Here is a 13,999-nt window from a genome sequence, read left to right on the forward strand (position 1 = left end):
AAGGTCAAGTCCCTATTTGCGCCGGTAGCCGTGCGTCAGCCAGATGACGTAGACACCGTAGTAGCCCTGCCCTTCGAATATGACCTGGCCGTCGGCAAAGGAGATTGTCTCCACTTTATTGACGATGAAATACGCGCGGTTGTCCGCTGCCTCCACGTCGCCCCAGTAGCGTGGAACCTGGTTCCGGTAGCCGCTGGCTCGCCCGATCGCGTCCATCAAATCGCTGATCATGAAGTCGTACAGCATGTCGGCCAGCAGCGGCCGGTGGCCCGCCAGCATGGCCGTGATGTCGGGATAGCCGGCCTGCATCAGCTCGGGCAAGTCGCTTTCCTCGTCCTGCAGGTCATCCTCGCGGCAAGTCTGGATAAAACTGTTGAACGGCTCGTCGAGCAGGGGCGCCAGCGCCGTTTCCGGCACGCTCAGGCGGAACGGATGCAGCGGCAGCACGCTGTGCTGGCCATAGTTGAGTCCGCGGCAGCCCAGATAGGCCAGCGGGTGCGGCTGTCCAGCGACTTCGCAGCGGATGCCAAGTTCTTGCTCAAACGTCATTCATCCACCCCTGCCATCCCCTTGTCCTCGTTGTACTTGATCAGGGTCACATGGTAAGCGCTGGCGGGCAACCCGGACAGGCTCAGATGCGACAGAAAACAGCGGATCAGTTTATCAGGCCGGCTCCGTGATGCCCACGCAATTGCGCCCGTTTTCCTTGGCCACGTACAGGGCCGCATCGGCTGCCAGCAGCACGGCGTCCGCACCGCCCACCTTGCCCGCTTCCTGTTCCGACGACACGACGCCCAGCGATACCGTGACAAAGCCCGCACCGGGAATCACGGCGGCGGCCACCTTGGCGCGCAAGCGTTCGGCCACCTGCATGGCCACGTCCAGGTCGGCATCGGGCAGCAGCATGATGAATTCATCGCCTCCAGTACGGCACAGCACGTCGGCATCGCGCGAACAGGCGCGCATCAGCTGCGCCAGGCGCAGGATGACTTCGTCGCCCACGGCATGGCCCCAGCGGTCGTTGACTTGCTTGAAATGGTCGATGTCGATGGCGATGACGGAGAACGGCCGCGCCTGCGCCTGCCACGCATCGAGCGCCGCCGCCATGCCGCGCCGGTTCGACAGGCCCGTCAGCGGGTCCGTCTCCACGTCAGTCTTCAGCTTGCCGATCTTGTTCTGCAGCAATGCCAAGCCCTTCAGCAAGGCCCTCTTGATCTGCGCCGCCTCCACATACCAGGCGCGGATGGCGCCGATGTGCTCTGCCGTGCCGGGCGCATCCATGCGTCGCGCGCCCTCGGCCAGTTGCACCAGCGGCCGCGAAATCAGGCTGGCCAGCCACCAGATGAATGGCAGGCTCAGCAAGGCGATCGGCAGCGAATGCCATAGCGTGTTGGCCATCAACTGGTTCAGCGGGGCCAGGGTCATGGCAGTCGGGCGCTGCGCCACGATGCCCCAGCCCGTCGACGGCATGACGGCGTAGCCGGCCAGCATGTCCACGCCCAGGCTGTTGTGCATGCGCCGGTTGCCGCCGCCCTGCTGCGCGATGATGGTGTCGATGACGTCATTCTTGCCGGCCACGTCGCCCAGGCGTTCAGGGTTCGGGTGGTACAGCAGGCGCCGGTTCTGGTCGACCACGTACAGGTAGGAGCCGTCGCGGTAGTAATGCTGGCCCAGCATGGTGTAGAGGATGTTTTTCTGTTTCAGGTAAATGCTGCCGCCCACATAGCCGAGGTAGCGGCCATCCTTGCCAACGATGGGATGCGAAATGAAGACCACCAGGTTGCCGGCCGAGGAAACGTAGGGCTGCGTCACCAGCGGACGCCGTTCGCGCAGCGCCTGGATGGCGCCGGCCGAATCGAGCGTGCGGTTTTTCAGGGCCAGGGTTTCCGGCGACACGCCCAGCACCTTGCCCTGGGCATCGACGATGAGCACGGAATTGAAACTGTTCGTTTGCAGGCGCAGGCGCTGTGCCTCGTCCGTCAGCCATTGTTCGTCGCCCAGGCGCGATGGCAGGCTGCCGGCGCTGTAGGCCAGCTGCTGGCGCGCCGACTGCAGGAAATCCTCGGCCGTGCTGGCCAGCTTGCTTGCATACGCGTGGTTCGCTTCCAGGGTGGTGTCGATCAGCAGCTGGCGCTGCACGCTGTAGCTGGCATAGAAGGTATTGGCCAGGGACACCAGGGCGCTGGCAAAGGCCACGAGCACGATCAAACGGCGCAAATTCATGCGCAGAACAGGTTTAGTCCACATGGAGTCGGCAAGATTTGGAAAGTATTGCACTAAAGAAAGAGCGCATTATACCGAGAGGCCCGTGCCAATATTGAAATCTTGGCATCCATGGTCAAAGAAAGTGTACAAGCGGCAACGCAGAGCGCTGCCGCCTTGATATGCATCAAGCGTGGATGGCGTGCTTGCGGACCCAGTCCACGTAACGCTGCATCCAGCCCTGGAAAAAGCCCAGGCTGGCAGGTCCGATGCCGCCATGTTCGTCGAACAGGCCGTCCTTGGCCTGGATAAACATTTCAGGCTGGTTCAGCAGCGGCACGTCCAGGTAGGCGAGCACATTGCGCAAATGCTGCTGCGCCAGGGCCGTGCCCGTGGCACCGACGGAAACGCCCAGCACGGCGCCCGGCTTGCCGCCCCACACGCTCTGGCCATACGGACGCGAACCGTGGTCGAGGGCGTTTTTCAGCACGCCGGGGATCGAGCGGTTGTATTCGGGGGTGAGAAACAGCAAGGCTTGCGAAGCGGAAATGTCGGATTTGAGGCGCAGCACCTGCTCGGACTGCGCGCCATCGTCATCCTGGTTGTACAGCGGCAAGTCGCCGATGTCGATGTGCTTGAAGGAAAACTCGGGCGGCGCCAGCTTGACGAGCGCATCGGCCAGCTTGCGGTTGAAGGAATCCTTGCGCAGGCTGCCGACGATGATAGCAACGTTATATTGACTCATATAAATCCCCGATATTGGTTAATAGAAAGCCCTGGAGTGAAGCTCACGCCAGGGCTATCTTGCCACACAATCATCGGTTTCGCGCTGCTTAACGTGCGCCGGCAAGCCCTTGGTACTCGCGGTAGTAACGCCCGCCCAAATTGGTCAGTACCTCGTAGCCGATGGTATTGGCCATGGCCGCGACGGCGTCGACCGGGTGTTCCGCGCAAATCAGGTCGACCAGGCTGCCCGGCGCGACGCGCTCTTCGGCGATGGCGCTCACGTCGAGCGTGATGGAATCCATCGAGATGGCGCCGATCTGCGGCACTTTCACGCCGTCGACGATGGCCAGGCCCTGGTTGCTCATGCTGCGCAGCCAGCCATCGGCATAACCGACGGAAACAGTGGCCACCTGGCGCGGCTCGCTGGCCGTGTAGCGGCGGCTGTAGCCAACATGGTCGCCGGCGGCAATCGTGCGCGTCTGCAGCACCTTGCCTTGCAGGCGCACCACGGAGCGCAGGGGATTCGGTTCGCCTCCCTGCGGCCCGATGCCGTACAGGGCCGCGCCGGGGCGCACCAGGTCAAAGTGATAATCGGGCGACAAGAAGATGCCCGAGGAATTGGCCAGGCTGGCGCGGTATTGCGGCAAACGGGCGCGGATGGCGATGAAACGGGCCAGCTGCTCGCCATTCATGGGATTGCCGCGCTCGTCGGCGCACGCCAGGTGGCTCATGATGTAGCGCACCTTGATGCCGTCGAGAAAGTGCGGGTCCAGCAGCCAGGCGTCGACTTCCCGCGGCGACAGACCCATGCGCGACATGCCCGTGTCCACCTGCACGATGGCGTCCAGGGTGGTGCCCAGCGCTGCTGCGTGCTGGCGCCAGCCGGCCACCTGCGGCTCGCTGTTGAGTACTGGCGTCAGGCCATGGGCCGTGAATTCGCCTTCCGTGCCGACGGGCGGGCCGTGCAGCACGAAGATGGCCGCGTCCGGCGCCACGTGCGGACGCAGGCTGATGCCCTCTTCCAGGTGCGCCACAAAAAAGTGCCGGCAACCTTCTTCATACAGGGCCGCGCCCACTTGCGCGGCGCCCAGGCCATACGCGTCGGATTTCACGACGGCCGAGCAGGCGGCCGGGTGCGCCTTGTCGCGCAGCAAGCGGTAGTTGGCGCGCACGGCGTCCAGATCCACCGTCAGGATGGCGCCGCTACGTTCCTTGGGAGGCATGCTGGCCGCCATCTCAGGCCGCCGCGTGCTGCAGTTTGCCCTGGCCCTGCGCGCCGCTGTAGCGGCTGACGGACAGGTCGTCGGCCAGGATGGCCGGCTTTTTCGACGACATCAGGTCGGCCAGCAATTGTGCCGAACCGCAGGACATGGTCCAGCCCAGTGTGCCGTGGCCCGTGTTGAGGAACAGGTTGCGCAGCGGCGTGCGGCCGACGATCGGCGTGCCGTCCGGCGTCATCGGACGCAAGCCCGTCCAGAAAGTCGCTTCCGCCGTGTTGCCGCCGCCGGGGAACAGGTCGTTGACGACCATCTCCAGGGTTTCGCGGCGGCGCGGGTTCAGGTTCAGGTTGTAGCCGGCGATTTCCGCCATGCCGCCCACGCGGATGCGGTCGTCGAAACGCGTCACGGCAATTTTGTAGGTTTCATCGAGGATGGTCGATACGGGCGCCTTGGCCGCGTTGACGATAGGCACGGTGATCGAGTAGCCCTTCAATGGATACACGGGAATGTCCAGCAGCGGCTTCATGAAGCCCGTCGAGTAGGAACCGAGCGCCACGACATAGGAATCGGCCTTGACGATTTCCGCGCCACATTGCACGCCAGCGATTTCGTCGCCCTGCGTCAGCAAGGCATCGATGGACACGCCATAGCGGAACTTCACGCCCAGCGCCTCGGCCATCTCGGACAGGCGGGTGGTAAACAGCTGGCAGTCGCCCGTTTCATCGTTGGGCAGGCGCAGGCCGCCGAACAGTTTATCCTTGACAGCTTCCAGGGCCGGCTCGGCGCGCGACAACTCGTTGCGCTGCAGTACTTCATATGGCACACCCGCATCTTTCAATACTTCGATATCCTTGGCGGCATCGTTGTATTGTTTTTCAGTGCGGAACAATTGCATCGTGCCTTGCTGGCGGCCTTCATAGGTGATGCCGGCCTCGGCGCGCAGCACCTTGAAGCAGTCGCGGCTGTATTCGGCCAGGCGCACCATGCGTTCCTTGTTCACGGCATACGCTTCCGGTGTGCAATTACGCAACATCTGCCACATCCATTTGAGCTGGGCGGCGCTGCCGTCGAGCGAGATGGCCAGCGGTGCGTGGCGCTGCATCATCCACTTCACGGCTTTCAGGGGAATGCCGGGCGCGGCCCATGGCGAAGCGTAGCCGGGCGAGATTTGCCCCGCATTCGCGAAGCTGGTTTCCAGTGCCGGGCCCGGCTGGCGGTCGATGACGGTCACCTCATGTCCTGCCTTGGCCAGATAGTAAGCACTGGTGACGCCGATGACGCCGCTACCCAGAATCACGATACGCATAGTTTCCTCATTATATTTTTTAGGCTGACGCCAGATTAACCGCTATCATATTGGGAAAGAGCCAGTATTTGTTCACGTATAAATCGAGATATTCAGCAATAAATCATGAGAATCCTTAAAGAATCGGCACGTGGCCTCGACAAGCTGGATCGCCACATCCTGCGCATCCTGCAACAGGATGGCCGCATCTCGATGAAAGACCTCGGTGAACAGGTGGGACTGTCCATCACGCCCTGCATCGAGCGGGTCAAGCGCATGGAGCGCGACGGCGTCATCACGGGCTACCACGCCAAGGTGAACCCGGCCGCGCTGGGCGCCAAGCTGCTGGTCTTTGTGGAGATTACGCTCAATCAAAAATCCGCGTCCGCCTTCGAGCAATTCCGCCGCGAAGTGCTGCAAATTCCCGAGGTGCAGGAATGCCACCTGGTGTCGGGCGACTTCGATTACCTGATCAAGGCGCGCATCCATGAAATGGCCGAGTACCGCAAATTGCTGGGCGACATGCTGCTGCAGCTGCCGGGCGCCGCGCAATCGAAAAGCTATGTGGTGATGGAAGAAATCAAGGAAACCCTGGCGCTGTCGACCGACGTATTGCAGAGCCGGTAAAAGTACCGCCAGCCGGTACCGGCAGGATTGCATCGTGCGCCTTTGTATAATCTTGTAGCACATTCGGGGCGACACAAGCACACTGCCCTCCTGACATCACGCCCGTCCCCTCTGAGATTGGAAGCAGTGATGCACATTGGGAGTCCGTATGAACACATTGATAAAACTGGCAGCTTCCTGCCTCGCGGGACTGGCCGTGGCCATGTGCACCGCCAGTGAATACAAAGTTAACCGCGCGCCGGACAATGGCGCCATCTATCAGAACATCAAGGTCGGCAAGACCACCCGCCTCGACCTCGACGCGGCCCTGGGCAACGCCACCGTCGTCAGCTTCGATCCCGGCTATGAAGTCTGGGTCTACAAGAACCAACTGCAAGCGCCCAAGGTGACGCGCCTTATTCCCCTGCTGGGCGAAAAAGGCACGCGCGAAGTGGCCGTCATGTTCGACCAGGCCGGTATCGTGAAGAAATTCCGCATCCACGAGCCGCGCGAGTAAGCCCATGCGGACGCGCCCACAGCGTCCTCTTGTTCTACACTGGCGTTTTATCCTCCGGTGCCTCCATGCAATTACCCGCAAGCCTCGCCCATATCTCGGCGGAACAAGACTGGCAACACACGACAGCGTATCCACCGCTCGGTTTTATTCCCTTCTCTGAAGGCGCGCTGGGCAATGGCGACACCTTCGGCCTGTATTGGCCCATCGGCCGCGAAGCGTCCGAACCCATCGTCGTCGAAACCTGGCACGACGAGTGGCGCATCCAGCCGCACTTTTCCAGCCTGACGGCCTTCCTGCAAGCCCACGCGACAGCGGAAGACGAGTATGTCGGCACGCCGACCCTGGCCGACGACCCCGCCTCGCCGCGCGCCACCTTCCTGGAAGCCAAGGAACAGATCGCGCAGCGCAAGCCGGAGGCGGCCATCGCCCTGCTGGAAGCGGCGCTGGCCATCGTGCCCGAATATACGGACGCCCTGGTGCTGCTGCATGGCCAGTATGTGCGCGCGGGAAGAATCGATGCCGCCGTCAAGGTGGCCATCCAGGCGATCATCTCGCCACCGTCCTTTGGCGGCCCGCCCCTGAAAGCCTTGCAATGGCTGCGCGCGCAGCCAGTGCCGGACGGGGAAATTGACCCCGTCTGGCGCGCCTGCGGGCAATTGTCGTTCCACTTTGGCGGCAGCAAGGAGAATGCAGATTACCCCGTGCTAATGACCGCCATCGCCACCTACCTGGCGCAAGACAACCATGTTGGCGCCTCGACCCTGATGCAAACGTATGCCGAATTGATGAGCGCGGAAACCGTGTCTTTCCAGGAACGCTATGGCTTCGATGCCACCGCTTTCATCGGGCGGCAAATCGCCGTCAGCGCGATGCTGCCGCAAGGCAGCCGCGACCCTGCCACGCTATGGTTACCCGGCGTCGATTAGGCAGCTAGCGCCAGCTTCTCGCGGAATAGCTTACGGTAGACTAATGGCAAAACCTGCAGACTGGCCTGTGACGCGATGGACAGGCCCACCATCGCGACACAGCCTCAGCACGCCAGAACTCAAGCTAAAACTCTGCGCAATCTCAGTGCAAATGCACACTGATTGGTCAATCAAGGCTAAGCTCGTGTACAAATAATGGTCCTGCCTTCGAGCTCACGACCTCACATGATTTCGGCCTTAAATGAACAGCAACGGTCTTTTGCTTCTTTTGACGCCTGTTCTATCGCCAAAGTTTTCAGGGGAGCTACAATAGTTGAACTTTCCTATTTGTAGAGTCCTATGAATACACTTACTCAGCCCCCGCCTCCTGACTCTGAAGATAGCAATGTTCGAGCACTCGGCTCCCTGTATTTATCGGTTTCTAATCAATGGCACGATAAAGACCAGGAACGTGCGAACCGTTTTTTCCAAGAATGGCTTCGAATGTTGCAAGACGAAGTACAGGAGAAAGAAGCTACCATTATAGAAATAATGGCACGCCTTGACTTGCACGACGAACGCATTGCTGAACGGGTTCAGAGTCAAGCATTCCAATCACTGGTAAGGAAAACATTTCGGGACTGGGCAGGAGCCGAAAGTGAAGAAAAGCGTGTCTGGATTCGCAATATTCTGGCAAACGCTGCCGGATCTCAGACTTCAAGTGATGACGTTGTTCGCATGTTCATCAGTTGGATAGGCCAATTCTCCGAGCTTCATTTTCAAGTCATCGGCCAAATATACCAAGCTCATGGTCGAGGCACCTCGCGCGGCATGATCTGGCGTGACCTGAACCGTCCAGCAGTCCGAGAAGACTCGGCAGATGCAGACCTCTATCGTCTACTCTTCCGCGATCTGTCGATGGGTGGAATCATCAGGCAGCATCGGGAAGTAAACTACGCTGGACAGTTCCTTGCTAAGCCTGCTGCTAAACGCAGTACCAGCGGGGGAGCCAAAACAACAGTCTCTTCGTTTGACATGGACGAACAGTACGAACTAACCGAACTCGGTGCCCAGTTCGTTCACTATGCTATGACCGATCTGCCATTGAAAGTCGAATACCGCTACTCATCCTCTGACGAACAAGGGAAATACCCAGAATGATTTTTCTGTCGCATAACTGGAATGACAAACCCATCATCGAGCGATTTGACCAAGCGCTCATTAAGATATTCGGGCGTGAGAACGTGTTCTACGACTCTTGGAACATTCAGCCAGGTGACGGGATCATCGACAAGATGGAAAATGGTCTGCAATCGTGCAAATACTTCCTCTTTTTTGTCTCAGCGAAAAGCTTGGCCAGCCCGATGGTTAAGCTCGAGTGGCAAAATGCACTTATGCGTTCGGCAAAAAACGATTGCATCAAGTTCATACCTATCCGTGTTGATAAATCCGATATGCCAGTGTTGCTGACCCAGACTGCTTGGATTGACTTGTACAACCATGGCCTTGACGTCGCGGTGCGTCAAGCTATTGACGTTTGTTCCGGGAGGAACGTCTATGAACCATCCTCAAAAACATTTAGCAATCTTCATGCATTGGTGAGTGGAGAAGGGGAAGTTTGCAATATTGAGATTGTGGCAGAGCACTTCATGGAACCGATCTCCAGTTTCGCTTTTTTCTTCACTAGCCCACATGAAGGCCTTTATTTCGACATCCCAGGTGAACCAGCTCATAAAACGGGAACCTTAACAGGTTGCAAACTTCCTGACGGTACCGTGGCAAATGTTAAAACCATGGCTCTCGATCGACCAACGACGCCAGGCCATCCATTTAAAGTCCGTATCCAGATCAACAATAACGCGAACCTGCAAATCATTAGCATCAGACACGAACGAAAGAGTAACGACTGGGTACCAGTTAAGATCACATTCCTAAATGCATTAATAACGCCAAAAGCCTTTTTCGACACGCCTGCTTAAAGGGAGTGTTCCTGCAGCAAGATTAGCAGCATCGGCAGCTTTTTACGCATGAACAAATACCGAAAAGGCGCCTTTGATGACCGCCCGCCTGCCTCTGCAGCCAACCTTTTCTCGGCAATGATGCTACTCAAAGGTCAGTGAATGGAAGAATCGCTGTTGGGATGCAAGCGACTGCGCGTCATGCTCCTTATCGGCAATGATGCTCAACATATACCCCGCATGGGTATTGCGCCTTCCGAAACACATGCATCGGCGATCAACATGGCACTGAAGAAACGTGGCGACCGCTCAAGCTCATATTCAACCTTGGCATTGTCAATGCTGACATGAAGGCGCTCAGGGTCGGAATGCATGTGCACGACATCGACGACATCGCCGTCGATCACCCAATCAGCCCTGTCTGCCGCGTCTTGCGCGGATTTGACGATGGCGGTGCAATCCTTGCCAGTCTGGGCAAGAGCCGCGTTTGAGAACAGGAAGAAACTCAGTGCGGTGACAAGGAACAGGTTTTTCAAGCGCATCTCTTTCGGCAGGGTAATGTCAATATGTAAAATTCGCGTGAATATTACCCCAGCACAACTAGAAATGCACTTTATTATTTGGCAACAAGAAGGGCCGTATCCGGACTCAGGCCATGCCATCGGCCGAGCGCTGGCGGAACAGCTTGCGGTACGCCGAGGGCGACGTCTGCAGGCTGGTACGGAAATGCTGGCGCAGCGACAGGGCCGTGCCGAAGCCGGCCTCTTGCGCCACGACATCGATCGAGGCCGCGCTCTTTTCCAGCATGCCTTGTGCATGCGCCAGGCGCTGGTTCAGCAGCCACTGCTTGAACGACGTACCCGTCGCCTGGCGAAAGTGACGCGTGAAATTGCGCCGGCTCATGGCGGCACGTTCGGCCAGCGCGTCGATGCTGTGCGCCTGGCCCAGGCTGGCCGTCACGCTGGCCAGCACGTCGGCAAAACGCCCTTCGCTGCCGGACACGGGCAGCGGGCGCTCGATGAATTGCGCCTGCCCGCCTTGGCGGTGCGGCGCCACCAGCAACCGGCGCGCCACCCGGTTCGCCACTTCGGCGCCCGCCAGCTGGCGCAGCAAATACAGGCAGCAATCGAGGCCGGCCGCCACGCCGGCCGACGTCAGCACGCCGCCATCGTCCACGTACAGCACTTCCCGGTCCACCCTGACCTTGGGATAGCGTGCCGCCAGCCGGTCCGCCATGCCCCAGTGCGTGGCCGCGCTCTTGCCGTCCAACAAGCCCGCCTGCGCCAGTGGAAACGCGCCCAGGCACAGGCCCACCATGCGCGCGCCGCGCCGGCTGGCCGCCTGCAACGCCTCGACCAGGCGCGCCGCCGCATCGCGGCAATCGTCGTGCCAGGCCGGCATGATGACGATATCGGCTCCCCCCAGCCCTTCCAGGCCGAACTCGGGCGTGATGGAAAAGCCGGCCGCCGTGCGCAAGGGCGCGGGATCGGCGGCGCACACGCGCACGTGGAAAGGCGGCAGATCGGCCTCGTCCGTCTGGGCGCCAAACACGAGACAAGGCACGGACAGGTGAAACGGCGTCATGCCGTCGAAGGCGATCACGGCTACCGTCAAAGGAGCGGCATGGGCAAGAGAAGCAGTCATGGCCCGATTTTATCGCACATAGGCCTTCGGGCCACTTTTTATTTGCATCGCGCGGCTTGACAATGGCTGTATCGGGGAAGTCCTTCCCCTTTCAACCATTCAGGAGTCACGCATGTCCAACACTACCGCACCACGCCGCGCCCTGCTCGTCATCGACGTGCAAAATGAATACTTCACGGGCGACATGCCCATCGAATACCCGTCCGTCGACATCTCGCTGCCGAATATCGTCACCGCCATGGCCGCCGCCCGCACCGCCGGCGTGCCCGTCATCGTCGTCCAGCACGACGCGCCGGAAGCCTCGCCCATCTTCGCCAAAGGCAGCGATGGCTGGCAGCTGCATCCGCAAGTGGCCGCCTTTGCCGCCGACCACCGCATCAACAAGAGCATGGGCAGCGCCTTTGCGGGCACGGATCTGCGCGCCTGGCTCGATAGCCACAACATCGACACCTTGAGCGTGATCGGCTACATGACGCACAACTGCGACGCCGCCACCATCTACCACGCCGCGCACGACGGCTTGCAAGTGGAATTCCTGCAGGACGCCACCGGCACCCTGCCCTACGCCAACGCAGGCGGCACGGCCAGCGCCGAGGAAATCCACCGTGTCTTCAGCGCCGTCTTCCATTCGAATTTCGCCGCCGTCGCCAGCACGCAGGACTGGCTCAATGCCGTGCGCGAGGGCAAACCGCTGGAAATAGACAATATCTATCTGTCGAACCAGCGCGCGCGCAAGGCGCAGGTGAACTGACGCCGGCGGGAATGGACGGGTATCATGCGTCCATTCCCTATTTGATGATGAACGATGCGAAAAATAACTGTGCTCGGTTCAAGCGCTGTTGGCTTGTTCCTGCTGGCCACGGCCGCGCTGGTGCTCGATGGACTCAACGACAAGCCGGCCCCCGCCGACGTGATCGTCGTGCCCGGCAATACGATCCTGCCCGACGGCACGCCCAGCCCCCGCCTGCAGGCGCGGCTCGACGCGACGCTCAAGCAGTTCCAGGAACACAGGGCGCCGCATATCCTCGTCAGCGGGGCAACGGGCAAGGAAGGTTTTGACGAGGCCGCGGCTATGGCCCGCTACCTGCAATCGCGCGGCGTGCCAGCCAGCGCCATCCTTGAGGATAATCAAGGATGGACGACGGACGCCACGGCCCGCAACACGGCGCTTCTCATGCGCCAGCACGGCTGGCAGACAGCCATGGTCGCCACGCAATATTTTCATGTACCGCGCTTCCGGCTGGCTTTGGAGCGGGCCGGCATCAGCGTCAGCGGCCAGGTGCACGCGCCCTACTTCGAGCTGCGCGACCTGTATTCCGTGCCGCGCGAAACGGTAGGTTACGCCGTGTATTTCATGCGCCATTGATACCAGTTCACTCGCTCCAGTCGCGCGAGCGCTCCACTGCCCGCTGCCATTTGTGCAGCCGGCTCAAGCGTTCGTCGGCCGCCATGGCCGGTTCGAAACGGCGTCCCACCTGCCACTGGGCGGCGATTTCTTCCTGCGATTCCCAGAAACCCACGGCCAGGCCCGCCAGGTAGGCGGCGCCCAAGGCTGTCGTTTCCGTCACCACGGGACGCACCACGGGCACATTTAATATGTCGGCCTGGAACTGCATCAACATGTCGTTGCGGGCCGCGCCGCCATCGACGCGCAATTCGGATAGCGCAATGCCCGCGTCGTCCTGCATGGCGGACAGGACGTCCACGTTCTGGTAGGCCACGCCTTCCAATGCCGCGCGCGCGATATGGGCCTTGCCCGTGCCGCGCGTGATGCCGATCAGGGTGCCGCGCGCATATGGGTCCCAGTACGGCGCACCGAGGCCCGCGAACGCGGGCACGAAGACCAGGCCGCCCGAATCGGGCACGCTGGTGGCCAGCGCTTCCACTTCGGACGAGTCGCGGATGATGCCGATGCCGTCGCGCATCCACTGCACGGCCGCGCCGGCGATAAAGGCGCTGCCTTCGAGCAAATAATCGGTCTTGTCGCTGCCGGCACCCAGGCTCCAGCCCACCGTCGTCAGCAGCCGGTTTTTCGATGGCAATGGGCGCTTGCCCACGTTCATCAGCATGAAGCAGCCCGTGCCGTACGTATTCTTGGCCATGCCCGGTTTCAGGCACGCCTGGCCGAAGGTGGCGGCCTGCTGGTCGCCCGCGATGCCAGCGATCGGCACGGACACGCCCAGCAATGCAGCGTGCGTGTGCGCGGCCACACCGCTCGATGGCACGACATCGGGCAGCAGGGAGGCGGGGATGCCGAGCAGCGCCAGCAAGTCCGTGTCCCACTGCAAGGTATGAATGTTGAACAGCATGGTGCGCGCCGCGTTGCTCGTGTCCGTCAAGTGGGCGCCGCTCATCTTGTAGATCAGCCAGCTGTCGACGGTGCCGAAGGCCAGCTCTCCCCGTTCGGCGCGCGCGCGGGCGCCGGCCACGTTGTCGAGCAGCCATTTGAGTTTGGTGGCGGAAAAATAGGCGTCCAGTACGAGACCCGTCTTTTGCTGGATCAAGTCCGCCTTGCCCTGCTCGACCAGTTGCTCGCAATAGGCGGCATTTCTGCGGTCTTGCCAGACGATGGCGTTGGCGACGGGTTCGCCCGTGGCGCGGTCCCACAGCACCGTCGTTTCGCGCTGATTGGTCACGCCGATGGCGGCCACATCGCTTGCCGCCACGCCGCTGTCGCGCAATACCTGGTGCAGCACGCCCTCTTGCGAGGCCCAGATTTCGTTCGCGTCATGCTCGACCCAGCCCGGCTGGGGGAAAATCTGGCGGAACTCGCGCTGCGCGCTGGCGTGCGGCCGGCCCGCATGGTCGAACAGGATGGCGCGCGAACTGGTGGTGCCCTGATCTAAAGCAAGTATGTATTTGGTCATTGTCTGGTGGTGCGGAAAAGCGGGTAAAAACAGGCACGGAGCGGATTCACTCCGTGCCCTCAGGACAGC

General features: G+C 60.8%; 15 protein-coding genes. 7 read left to right on the top strand and 8 right to left on the bottom strand.

The genetic code is table 11. From position 1 onward, the window contains the following. Nucleotides 1–12: 12 nt before the first annotated feature. The 5 genes from P9875_RS19855 to P9875_RS19875 form a co-directional block, all read right to left on the bottom strand. Entirely contained in the window at nt 13–549 is a 537-nt protein-coding gene (locus P9875_RS19855; protein WP_035820072.1) for a hypothetical protein, read from the bottom strand. Between the two features lie 114 nt (nt 550–663). After that, entirely contained in the window at nt 664–2,247 is a 1,584-nt protein-coding gene (locus P9875_RS19860) for a sensor domain-containing diguanylate cyclase (RefSeq protein WP_278316384.1), read from the bottom strand. Between the two features lie 142 nt (nt 2,248–2,389). Then, the gene (locus P9875_RS19865; RefSeq protein WP_278316385.1) at nt 2,390–2,947 is read right to left on the bottom strand and encodes an NADPH-dependent FMN reductase; all 558 of its coding nucleotides are present in this window, start codon (nt 2,945–2,947) and stop codon (nt 2,390–2,392) included. Nucleotides 2,948–3,035: 88 nt separating this feature from the next. Further along, on the bottom strand, nt 3,036–4,151 hold the full coding sequence (gene alr, locus P9875_RS19870; protein ID WP_278316386.1) for an alanine racemase: 1,116 nt from the start codon (nt 4,149–4,151) through the stop codon (nt 3,036–3,038). Between the two features lie 13 nt (nt 4,152–4,164). Beyond that, nucleotides 4,165–5,454, bottom strand: a complete 1,290-nt coding sequence (locus tag P9875_RS19875) for a D-amino acid dehydrogenase (RefSeq protein ID WP_035820079.1) — start codon at nt 5,452–5,454, stop codon at nt 4,165–4,167. Nucleotides 5,455–5,559: 105 nt separating this feature from the next. Between P9875_RS19875 and P9875_RS19880 the strand changes: the two genes are divergently transcribed. The 5 genes from P9875_RS19880 to P9875_RS19900 all read left to right on the top strand — a co-directional run bounded on the left by P9875_RS19880 (nt 5,560) and on the right by P9875_RS19900 (nt 9,440). Then, the gene (locus P9875_RS19880) at nt 5,560–6,060 is read left to right on the top strand and encodes an Lrp/AsnC ligand binding domain-containing protein (protein ID WP_034754979.1); all 501 of its coding nucleotides are present in this window, start codon (nt 5,560–5,562) and stop codon (nt 6,058–6,060) included. A gap of 148 nt (nt 6,061–6,208) precedes the next feature. Further along, nucleotides 6,209–6,556 carry a hypothetical protein gene (locus P9875_RS19885; protein ID WP_035820081.1) on the top strand — a complete coding sequence of 116 codons (348 nt, stop codon included), beginning with the start codon at nt 6,209–6,211 and terminating at the stop codon, nt 6,554–6,556. 65 nt (nt 6,557–6,621) lie between these two features. Continuing rightward, a complete protein-coding gene (locus tag P9875_RS19890; RefSeq protein WP_278316387.1) occupies nt 6,622–7,482 on the top strand; it encodes a tetratricopeptide repeat protein in 861 nt (286 codons plus the stop codon). Between the two features lie 339 nt (nt 7,483–7,821). Beyond that, on the top strand, nt 7,822–8,622 hold the full coding sequence (locus P9875_RS19895; RefSeq protein ID WP_278316388.1) for a hypothetical protein: 801 nt from the start codon (nt 7,822–7,824) through the stop codon (nt 8,620–8,622). After that, complete coding sequence (locus tag P9875_RS19900; protein ID WP_278316389.1) at nt 8,619–9,440, top strand: toll/interleukin-1 receptor domain-containing protein; 822 nt, start codon at nt 8,619–8,621, stop codon at nt 9,438–9,440. The genes P9875_RS19895 and P9875_RS19900 overlap by 4 nt, the downstream gene beginning before the upstream one ends. Before the next feature lie 203 nt (nt 9,441–9,643). On the opposite strand, the gene P9875_RS19905 is transcribed toward P9875_RS19900, so the two are convergent. After that, nucleotides 9,644–9,955, bottom strand: a complete 312-nt coding sequence (locus P9875_RS19905; protein WP_278316390.1) for a hypothetical protein — start codon at nt 9,953–9,955, stop codon at nt 9,644–9,646. 112 nt (nt 9,956–10,067) lie between these two features. Further along, the gene (locus P9875_RS19910) at nt 10,068–11,033 is read right to left on the bottom strand and encodes a GlxA family transcriptional regulator (RefSeq protein WP_423221857.1); all 966 of its coding nucleotides are present in this window, start codon (nt 11,031–11,033) and stop codon (nt 10,068–10,070) included. Between the two features lie 142 nt (nt 11,034–11,175). Here P9875_RS19910 and P9875_RS19915 point away from each other — a divergent pair, with 142 nt between their 5' ends. Further along, nucleotides 11,176–11,814 carry a cysteine hydrolase family protein gene (locus P9875_RS19915; RefSeq protein ID WP_278316392.1) on the top strand — a complete coding sequence of 213 codons (639 nt, stop codon included), beginning with the start codon at nt 11,176–11,178 and terminating at the stop codon, nt 11,812–11,814. A 54-nt stretch (nt 11,815–11,868) separates the two neighbouring features. Then, nucleotides 11,869–12,429, top strand: a complete 561-nt coding sequence (locus tag P9875_RS19920) for a YdcF family protein (protein WP_278316393.1) — start codon at nt 11,869–11,871, stop codon at nt 12,427–12,429. Between the two features lie 7 nt (nt 12,430–12,436). Here P9875_RS19920 and glpK read toward each other — a convergent pair whose 3' ends face one another. Further along, a complete protein-coding gene (glpK, locus tag P9875_RS19925; protein WP_278316394.1) occupies nt 12,437–13,930 on the bottom strand; it encodes a glycerol kinase GlpK in 1,494 nt (497 codons plus the stop codon). Nucleotides 13,931–13,999: the final 69 nt, after the last annotated feature.

This window comes from Janthinobacterium rivuli, assembly GCF_029690045.1.
GTDB classification, from domain to species: domain Bacteria; phylum Pseudomonadota; class Gammaproteobacteria; order Burkholderiales; family Burkholderiaceae_D; genus Janthinobacterium; species Janthinobacterium rivuli.